This window comes from Faecalibacterium sp. An192 (genome assembly GCF_002160175.1).
Lineage (GTDB): Bacteria > Bacillota > Clostridia > Oscillospirales > Ruminococcaceae > Faecalibacterium.
Map to the genome: position 1 here is coordinate 1 of NZ_NFKB01000074.1, position 9,617 is coordinate 9,617.

The 9,617-nt window shown below is 62.7% G+C and carries 8 protein-coding genes and 1 tRNA gene; 6 read left to right on the top strand and 3 right to left on the bottom strand.

Annotated features, from left to right (window positions below):
* The first annotated feature begins 558 nt into the window (after positions 1–558).
* Positions 559–1,461: a DUF6291 domain-containing protein gene (locus tag B5F27_RS16860; RefSeq protein WP_087368874.1), complete on the top strand. Its 903-nt coding sequence runs from the start codon at positions 559–561 to the stop codon at positions 1,459–1,461.
* A gap of 60 nt (positions 1,462–1,521) precedes the next feature.
* Here the strand turns inward: B5F27_RS16860 and B5F27_RS14870 are convergent.
* Positions 1,522–1,597 (bottom strand) — tRNA-Gly (locus tag B5F27_RS14870).
* A gap of 146 nt (positions 1,598–1,743) precedes the next feature.
* On the opposite strand from B5F27_RS14870, the gene B5F27_RS14875 reads away from it, so the two are divergent.
* The 3 genes from B5F27_RS14875 to B5F27_RS14885 are packed head-to-tail and all read left to right on the top strand — an operon-like array spanning position 1,744 to position 4,018.
* Entirely contained in the window at positions 1,744–2,091 is a 348-nt protein-coding gene (locus B5F27_RS14875) for a hypothetical protein (RefSeq protein WP_087249443.1), read from the top strand.
* Positions 2,088–3,002, top strand: a complete 915-nt coding sequence (locus B5F27_RS14880; RefSeq protein ID WP_087368875.1) for a DnaD domain protein — start codon at positions 2,088–2,090, stop codon at positions 3,000–3,002. Before B5F27_RS14875 ends, B5F27_RS14880 begins: the two co-directional genes overlap by 4 nt.
* A gap of 35 nt (positions 3,003–3,037) precedes the next feature.
* On the top strand, positions 3,038–4,018 hold the full coding sequence (locus B5F27_RS14885; protein ID WP_087368876.1) for an ATP-binding protein: 981 nt from the start codon (positions 3,038–3,040) through the stop codon (positions 4,016–4,018).
* 603 nt (positions 4,019–4,621) lie between these two features.
* Here B5F27_RS14885 and B5F27_RS14890 read toward each other — a convergent pair.
* Together B5F27_RS14890 and B5F27_RS14895 are read right to left on the bottom strand one after the other, a co-directional pair.
* Positions 4,622–5,455 (bottom strand): zinc dependent phospholipase C family protein, encoded by an 834-nt coding sequence (locus B5F27_RS14890; RefSeq protein WP_087368877.1) that lies wholly within the window; start codon positions 5,453–5,455, stop codon positions 4,622–4,624.
* A 28-nt stretch (positions 5,456–5,483) separates the two neighbouring features.
* Positions 5,484–6,743 (bottom strand): MFS transporter, encoded by a 1,260-nt coding sequence (locus B5F27_RS14895; RefSeq protein ID WP_343214647.1) that lies wholly within the window; start codon positions 6,741–6,743, stop codon positions 5,484–5,486.
* 289 nt (positions 6,744–7,032) lie between these two features.
* On the opposite strand from B5F27_RS14895, the gene B5F27_RS14900 reads away from it, so the two are divergent.
* A complete protein-coding gene (locus B5F27_RS14900; protein WP_087368879.1) occupies positions 7,033–7,659 on the top strand; it encodes a sugar transferase in 627 nt (208 codons plus the stop codon).
* 65 nt (positions 7,660–7,724) lie between these two features.
* Complete coding sequence (prfB, locus tag B5F27_RS14905; RefSeq protein ID WP_087249786.1) at positions 7,725–8,846, top strand: peptide chain release factor 2; 1,122 nt, start codon at positions 7,725–7,727, stop codon at positions 8,844–8,846.
* Positions 8,847–9,617: the final 771 nt, after the last annotated feature.

Consider the following 9,617-nt stretch of genomic DNA (forward strand, 5'->3'; position numbering starts at 1 on the left):
CCGCTGAGGCGGGCATGTGGTACCAATCGGAGCGGCGGGCAAAAGCCGTTAAGAAAAACACCCGTGCCGCCGTTTGAGGCCTTGAAAGTTTCTACGGGCCAGGCATGATAGTGTTTTTTAGGCTTTTGAACGACGCGACTTCCTCTTTTGGGTCCAGGAGTCAGTCCTCTTGCGCTTAGCCGATTTTTGCAGCGCGCCGCGGAGGGCGCTTGCAAAAACCGGAGCGCTGCGCCAGCTTCGGCCCGGCTGTTTCGTCCACTGGACGCGCCGGGCCAAAGCTGCCCTGGTCGTTAGGGAGGGTAGGGAGTCCAGAGGGCCTAGGGAGGGGGAGTCGAAACCCCCTCCCTGGCCCTCTGGCCCCAGCGGAGCGAACAAAAGGGAAAAGAAAAGAAGTGTTAAAGGCAGAGCGGCAAAGTTTGTGTTTCTCAAAGTTTCCACCGCAGAAAATTCCCTCCAAAAGGACACCCTGTCCCTCCCGGGCCGGGTGCGTTACACTGGATGCAAAAGCATTTCGCCCCGCCGGGGCCCGCATCCCACATCACGCCAAAGGAGGCCGTTATGGATACACCCGAGAAAAAGACCAGCGTTTTGTTTTATACCGATTGGGCCAAGCCCCTGCGCAGCCTCCCCATGGAGGATGTGGGGCAGCTGTTCTGCGCCATTCTGGAGTATACCGAGACGGGCGCCGTCCCCCGGCTGGACAGCCCGGTGGCGGCCATGGCATGGGAGTTCATCCGCCAGCGCCTGGACGCCAGCATCGAAAAATGGGACGCCACCCGGGAAAAGCGCCGTCAGGCGGGTTCCCGCGGCGGCCGCCAGCGGGCGGCCCATCTTGAGGCAGAAAACCAGGCCGAACCCCTCGCAGACGGCCCGGATTCTGACGGGCAAACCCAAGCAAATCAAGCAAATGCTACTTTTGCTAAGCAAACGGTAGCAAATCAAGCTGTAACTGTACCTGTTCCTGTCCCTGAGACTGTTCCTGAGAATGTTCCTGTTCCTGTCCCTGTACCTGAGACTGAGAATGTTCCTGTCCCTGTCCCTGAGACTGTACATGAGACTGTCCCTGTCTCTGTCTCTGAGACGATCCCTGCGGGGGCGTGCGCCCCGGAGGAGGAGAGGGAGACGACCCAGCTGGAACAGGTCTGGACCCAATGCGGATACGACGGGGCCGCCCAGGCCGCCCGGATGCTGGCCCGGTATCGGGAGAAGGGTCTGGAGGAGGGCCTCATCCTGGAGGCCATCCGGCAGGCGGCATCCCATGGAGCCCGCAGTCCCCTGGCCTATATCGGGCGGATTCTGGACCAGGCCGCGGCGTCGGGACAGCTGACCCTGGCCGCCTGGCAAGCCGCCCATCGGGGCGGCGGAGGGGGCGGAAAGCGGGTGGACCGGCCCAGCCCCAGCGGCAGCGACTTTCTGGCGGACGCCGCCGCCCGGCCCCGGCGGCACAAGCGGAAGGGGTGACGCCCTCCCCTGCCCCAGGTACAAAAAAAGACGGCAAACACCATGGTTTGCCGCCGAAACTGGAGCAGGATACGGGACTCGAACCCGCCGCCTACTGCTTGGGAAGCAGTCGCTCTACCGGATGAGCTAACCCTGCACGAGGTTACCCTGTTATTTTAGCAGGGGGGCGTGGATTTGTCAACGGGTTTGGGGAAAGTTTTTTGGTCCGGCGGGCGGCGGGTCTTGCAATTCGGCCCCGATGCCTTATAATAAAAGGCATCAGGGAAAGGAGGCGGGGCCGTCATGCTGGATTTGCCGCGGCTGCTGTATTTCAAGAACAAGAACGTATATTCGGCCAACCAGGCCGAAATGCGCTATCGGGCCACCCCCGGCAAGCGCAAGACCGACGACGGGGAGCAGGCCATCCTGACGGTGGAGATCTGGCCGGGGCCCTGGACCATTGAGTATACCGACCCGGCTTTGCGGCAGAGCGAAACCTTTGCCCTGGACGAGGAGGGCCTGACGGCGGCCCGGGGATGGATACGCAGCGTCTACGACGCCGACCCCGACCGCTGGCAGACGGCGCCGTCGATTCTGGATTGTGAGCCCTGGACGCCGCCGGCCCAGGAGCAGGAGGAGGAACAGGGATGATCTACCGCCTCAAGCCCCAGCAGGGGGATACGGTGGCGGTGCCGCAGCTGGTGTTTGCCCGGCTGGGCGCCGCCGAAGAAGCCAGCGTCCGGGTGGCGCTGTACGTACTGGCCACGGGGGTCACCGACCCGGACAAGCTGTGTGTGGATTTGAAGCTCCGGAGCCGGATGACGGCCGAGAGCGCCCTGGCCTACTGGGCGGGGGCGGGATTGCTGGAGCGGTACGACGAAAACGCCGCCCCGGCGGGCGGCGAGCCGGCCCCCACTCCCCTGCGCTGGAACGAGATTGCGGCGGCCAGCCGCACCGATCCCATGATTGCCAGCCTCATCGACTGCGCCCAGCGGACCTTTGCCCGGGCGCTGACCCACAGCGAGATGGAAAAGCTGGTGAACCTGTATTTGCAGGAGGGCCACGAGCCCGAGACGGTGATGCTGTGTCTGGCGTACCTGGCGGGCCGGGGCAAGCGGACCATGGGAGCCCTGAGCCACGAGCTGAAAGTGTGGCGGGCCGAAGGGGTGCAGACCGGCGAGGAGGCGGACGCACACCTGAAACTGCTGGCCCTGCGCCAGCAGCGGGAGGCGTATGTGGCCAGCCTCTTGCAGGTGGAGCCGGACGCCCTCACCCTGGGCGGGCGGAAAGCCATTGCCCGGTGGTACGAAGTCTACGGCTACGACGACGCCATGGTGCAGGAGGCGGCGGTCCAGGCGGGACCGCGGCGGGACCTGTGGTATTGGAACAGCATCCTGAAAACCTGGGACGCCAAGGGCCTGCGGACGGTGCGGGACGTGCGGGGTCCGGCCCCCGTGGCGGGGGCCAGCCGGAACCTGCGGGTGGACCGGGAGACCCCCAGCGGCAACGACTTTTTGCAGGACGTCCTGGAGCGGCCCCGGCGGCATAAGCGGAAAGAATAACTTCCCCACAGCCAAGAGAAAAGGAGGCGCAGACAGTGCGCACACGAAACGAGCTATACCAGGCGGCCATGCGGACGGTGTCGGCGCGGCGGCAGAAGGCCCGGGCCCGGGCGGAGGATGCCCGGGCGGAGGCGCGGGCGGCGATTCCGGCCCTGAAGGCGGCGGAAGACGAAGTGACGGCCTGCGGGGTGCGGTGCGCCCTGGCGGGGGCACGGGGGGCCGACCGGACGGCGGCGGCCTCGGCCCTGGCGGCGGCACGGCAGAAGCGGGACGCCCTGCTGGCGGCCAGCGGCCGCTCCCCCCTGGCCCTGGAGCCCAAATATACCTGTTCCCTCTGCCAGGACACAGGGGTGGCGGAGGGCAAGACCTGTGTCTGTGTGCGGCGGGAGATGCAGCGGCTGCGCCGGGAGGAAATCGAGGCCATGTCCAGCCTGTCGGTGACCAGTTTCGACACCATGAAGCTGGACTACTATCCCAACACCCCCGACCCGAAAACGGGGCGCAGCGTCCGCCAGTACATGGCGGAACTGCTGGCGGATCTGCGGGATTACGCGGAGGAGTTCGACCTGGACAGCGAAAACCTGATGCTCACCGGCAACGCCGGCCTGGGCAAGACCCATGCAGCCCTGGCGGTGGCGGGGGCGGCCCTGGACAAGGGATACGATGTGATTTACATTTCCAGCCCCGACTTTTTCAGCCGGGTGGAGACCCTGCATTTCGGGTCCGACCCGGCGGGCGAAAAGGATGCCCTTCTGGACACGGTGGGCGGGGCGGACTTGCTGATTCTGGACGATCTGGGCACCGAGTTCAATTCCAGTTTCGTCATCAGCACCCTGTACAGTCTGCTGAACGACCGGCTGGGACGGCGCCGGCCCACCATCCTGACCTCCAACATTGTGGACGGCACCCTGCTGGAAAAGCTCTACACCGAAAAGGTCGCCAGCCGCATCTCGGCCTTTGTACCCTACCGTTTCCTTGGCGACGACATCCGCCTCAAAAAGGCCCTGGAACCTTAAGTTCCTTTTTCGAGAAAAAGGAACCAAAAAGCTTTTCACTGGGTACCATGAACTCTGGCCGCTCTTTATGAGGCCCAACCGGCGGCACACTCTGCCGCGCTTACTCGACGTCCGGGCTGTGCCCGGGTACGATGCAAAGTTTCGCGTGGCCTGGTTTGCTCATTTGGTACGTTTTGAAAACCGATAACATACAATCACCCTCGCCCTTTATTGGGCGGGGGTTGTTTTTGGTTTAGAGCCCCTGTCAGGGGCAGCCGAGCCGACCGCGTCCAGTGGACGAAGTAGGGAGACGTGGTTGGCTGCGCAGCCGAGGCGCTGCCTGCGGCAGAAACAGCCGAGGCGGAGCAGGGGCAGCCGTCCAAATTTTCAAGCGGGCAGCGCCCCGCGCTGAAAATTTGGGTAACGGCAACCCGGACCTAGGGAGGGGGAGTCGAAACCCCCTCCCTGGCCCTCTGGCCCCAGCGGAGCGGAAAAAAGGGAAAAGAAATAGAGTGTTAAAGGGCAGGGCGGCAAACCTTTAAACCCTCACAGCCCCACAAAAAAGCTCCCCCGCCGTCCGGCAGAGGAGCCCCTGTGGTTATTTTGGATGGTTGGCGGTTTGGTTTACTTCCCGCCGTTCTCGTAGACCGCCATCAGGTCGGGATGGGGTCCGTAGGTGCGGTCAAAACGGTCGCTCAGGGCGGCGCCGTGGAAAATGTGGTCGCAGTAGTTGTCCATCAGCTCCAGGGCCACCGGCACCGCCTGATCCCCCAGCCGCATCAGCTCGGCGCAGCTGTCCGCAAAGGCCGGACGGTCCAGCGCCGCAATCACCAGCCCGCCCAGAGGGTCCCACTTGCCCGACAGATGCAGCACGCCCTTCACCAGGGCGTTGCGCACCGGGCCCCCCGGCATCAGGAGCTGGTTGTACCGCTTCATGTTGGCCAGACAGGTCCGCACCTGCTCCCGGCCCGCCGGCATCACCCGGGCGATGGTGCGGGCGGTCACCTCGTTCACCGCAATGTATCCCGCCGGGTTGACGCTGCGCCAGTCCACCCCGTCGGCCTCCATCAGGGCGCCGTCCAGGGCGGTCTCGATGGCAATGTGGCCGTGGCCGCTGCGGTTGATTTCATATTCAATGTAGCTGTGGCATTCGCTGTCCAGGGCAAAATGGCAGATGAACCCCAGCAGATAGCTCAATAGGGCCTGGCCCTCGGCCCGGTCGTTGACCCGGGCCGCCGCCCCTGCAAAGAAGGGCGCAGCCGGGGCGTCGTGCATCCCGTCGCCGGCGGTTTTGTAGCCGTTGGCCCGCAGGGGATGGTAGTAGAACAGGATGTCGGGGCCCTGCAGCCCGATGCGGTACAGGTCGGGATAGGTCTCGATGGCGGTGCGGGCCACATCGTTGCGGCAGGCCGCCAGAACCTCGCCGCCGAAGCGGCGGTGTGCGTAGACAGCAGGCATGGAAATTCACCTCATTGTGTTCAGAATGTCAGGCGTTCTCCCGCCGGCTCTCCCGAACCGAGCGGCGGAACGCAAAGAAGCCCAGCAAAATCAGCGGCGCAATCACCATGACGCCGATGGAGGTGCTGCCCGAGATCTGGGTCATGGCGCTCACCAGGAAGGTGCCCACAAAGGATGCGCCCTTGCCGCAGATGTCCAGCAGGCCGTAATATTCACCCGAGCGCTCGGGCGGGATGATTTTGCCGAAGTAGGAGCGGGAGAGGGACTGGATGCCCCCCTGGAACATACCCACGCAGACGGCCAGGATCCAGAACTGGGTCTGGCTGCGCAGGAAGATGGCGTAAGTGCCGATGCCCACATAGGCCAGGATGCCGATGGACACCAGCAGGGCGGTGTCCACCCTGCGGGACAGCCACCCGAACAGCAGCGCAAAGGGGAAAGCCACAATCTGGGTCACCAGCAGCGCCAGCAGCAGGCCGGTGCTGTCCAGGCCCAGGGCCTGGCCGTAGGCGGTGGCCATGTCGATGATGGTGTAGACGCCGTCGATGTAGAGGAAGAAGGCGATCAGGAACCAGAACACCTGTTTGTTGCCCCGGATTTCCCGCAGGGTCTCGCCCAGCCGGCGGAAGGCCCCCGACACCATGTGCCCGTCCCCGCGGACGCTGTGCTTCTGGCGGTAGCTGCGCAGCAGGGGCAGGGTGCACACCAGCCACCACCCGGCGTTCAGCAGGAAGGCCGCCAGCATGGCGGTGTTGAGGGTGAGGCCGATGGCCTCATACCCCAGCACGATGCCCAGGCTCACCACAAAGGGGATGCAGCTGCCGGCGTAGCCGAAGGCGTATCCCACCGAGGAAATCCGGTCCATCCGCTCGGGGGTGGTGACGTCGGTGAGCATCGAGTCATAAAAGACCAGGCTGGAGCTGTAGCCGATCTTGGCGATGACGAAGCAGCCCAGAAACCAGATCCAGGACTGCACCAGGCCCATGACGGCGCATCCCGCGATGCCCACCGCCACGCACAGGACAAAGAGTTTTTTCTTCATGCCGGGCAGGTCGGCTACGGCGCCCAGGGTGGGCCCCAGCACCGCCACCACCACCGTCACCAGCGACGCCGCATACCCCCAGAAGGCCAGGTATTCGGCGTCGGTCAGGTCGGCGGATTCGGCCAGGCCGTTGAAGTAGATGGGCAGGATGGTGGAGATCAGCAGGGTGAAGGCCGAGTTTCCCACATCGTACAGGACCCAGCGCTTTTCCAGCGGGGTCATTTTTTCGTTTTGTTCCATAACCATTCCCTTTCGTCGGGCCCACGGAGGGGCAGAGTCGTTTTTTCCATAGTCCATTGTACCACGCCTATGTAAAATCCGCGGCCCTGTCCATGAAAAATCCAAGGCTATGATAGCACAGAACCCGCCCCCGCGCAAGAACGTCCCCCGCCCCAAAAATCAAAGTGCATCGCTTTTATCTTGTGGAAGCAGGCAAAATATGCTATAATACTTATTATCGGTGCCGCTGTGTATGCCGCCCGGCACAGGGGGCACACTCACAGTACGACCATAACGCAGAGGAGAGGTGCGGGGTATGTATCGAAAGTACGGCAAGCGGGCGCTGGACGCAGTTCTGGCGCTGTGCGGGCTGATCTGCCTGTCCTGGCTGTTGCTGGGCCTGGCGGTGGCCATCAAGGTGGATTCACCGGGCCCGGTGTTTTTCAAACAGAAGCGGGTGGGGATTCACAAGAGCCATTTCTGGATTTTGAAATTCCGCACCATGCGCAGCGACACCCCCCACGACATGCCCACCCATCTGCTGGCCGACCCCGACCAGTATATCACCCGGGTGGGGCGTTTTCTGCGGAAAACCAGCCTGGATGAACTGCCCCAGCTGTGGAACATCCTGGTGGGGGACATGGCGGTGATCGGACCCCGGCCGGCCTTGTGGAACCAGTATGACCTTCTGGAAGAGCGGGACAAGTACGGGGCCAACGACGTGCGCCCCGGCCTCACCGGCCTGGCCCAGATCCATGGCCGGGACGAGCTGGAGATCCCGGTGAAGGCCCGCCTGGACGGGGAATATGTGGCCGGCATCACCTTTTTGGGGGATGTGAAGCTGTTTTTCGGCACGGTGATCGCGGTGCTGCGCCATGACGGCGTGGTGGAGGGCGGCACCGGCGCCCTGCACCAGAAACCGGCGTCGCCGGGCAAGGATTGATTTTGCCGGCGGTTCCATGTATACTAATTCGGATACACCAACCAACACGGATGTGAGAGGTAGCTATGATAACGATTGACGAACTGAAGGTCCAGCTGGCCGAATATGGCAAGTCGGTGCAGGACCTGGAGGAGGCGCTGGCCATCGACGCCAGCAAGAAGCGTGTCCAGGAGCTGGAACACACCATGACCCGGCCGGGCTTTTACGATGACGCCGAGGCCAGCAAGAAAGTTTTCGATGAAGTGGGCGACCTGAAGGGCAAGCTGGGCCGCTTTGAGAAGCTGCAGGGCCTGTATGAGGATGCCCAGACCATGCTGCTGATGCTGGAGGAGGAGAACGACCCCTCCCTGATCCCGGAAGGGGAGCAGGCAGTGGACGCCGTGGGCAAAGCGGTGGATGAGCTGCAGCTGATGACCATGCTGAACGGCGAATACGACCACAGCAACGCGATTCTGACCTTCCACGCCGGCACCGGCGGCACCGAGGCCCAGGACTGGGCCGAGATGCTGTACCGCATGTACACCCGGTGGGCCTCCAACCACGGGATGAACGTGGAAGTGCTGGATTACCAGGACGGCGACGAGGCAGGCATCAAGAGCGCGTCCATCATGGTGAAGGGCGCCAACGCCTACGGCCTGCTCAAGAGCGAAAACGGCGTCCACCGCCTGGTGCGGGTCAGTCCCTTTGACTCCAACGCACGGCGTCAGACCAGTTTTGCGTCTCTGGAAGTGATGCCCGAGCTGGACAACACCATTCAGGTGGATATCCGGCCCGAGGACATTGAAATGCAGGTGTACCGTTCGTCGGGCGCCGGCGGCCAGCACATCAACAAGACTTCCAGTGCGGTTCGCCTGATCCATAAGCCCACCGGCATCGTGGTCAGCTGCCAGACCCAGCGCAGCCAGTTCCAGAACCGCGACTACGCCATGCAGATGCTGAAAGCCAAGCTGTACCAGATCGCACAGCAGCAGCACATGGACAAGATCGAGGACATCAAGGGCGTCCAGAACGAGATCGCCTGGGGTCATCAGATCCGCAGCTATGTCTTCATGCCCTATACCATGGTGAAGGATCACCGTACCAGCTACGAGACCAGCAACGTCAACGCCGTCATGGACGGCGACCTGGACGGCTTCATCTTCGCCTACCTGAAGGCCGCCAGCCGCGGCGAACTCGCCGACACCTGAGTTACTTTTTCGGAGAAAAAGTAACCAAAAAGCTTTCAATGTGTACCATGAAGTTTGCGGGTCTCCGGAACTTCCGCGGGGTCTTTACGCCCTGGCTCGCTCCCGGCGTTTGCGCCTGTGGCGCGGTGCGATGCAAACGGACTCAAAACCTGATTTTACGAGTCAAGGATTATCGGCCGCTTTAGAAGGCTCCCGGGCTGCGCCCCGGTGAGTCCAAGGTTTCAGATAGCCTGATTTTCTCAACCGGTACGCGCTGAAAACATATAAAAATGCAGCAACCCTCGCCCTTTATTGGGGCGGGGGTTGTTTTTATGCGTTTGGAAACCTGGGGAAGCCACTATTGATAATAAATCCGCGGCGCTGATGGACAAAAGAAACGTTAAAAATTTAGAGCCCCTGTTAGGGGGCGCGGCCACAGGCCGCAGGGGTTCCGCTATTGGGTGGTTGGGTGGGTTTAGATCATAAAAAGGGTATCACCTTGCAATTTCAAAGTGTGCGCCCTACAGCACCAAAAGACACACCGAACCGCCAGCCCGCTGGGGCGGGCATATGGTACCAATCGGAGCGGCGGGCAAAAGCCGTTAAGAAAAACACCCGTGCCGCCGTTTGAGGCCCTGAAAGTTTCCACGGGCCAGGCATGACAGTGTTTTTTAGGCTTTTGAACGCCGCGACTTCCTCTTTTGGGTCCAGGGTTCAGACCCTGGTCGTTAGGGTGGGTAGGGAGTCCAGAGGCTGCGGAGCCGAGGCGCTGCCTGCGGCAGATACAGCCGA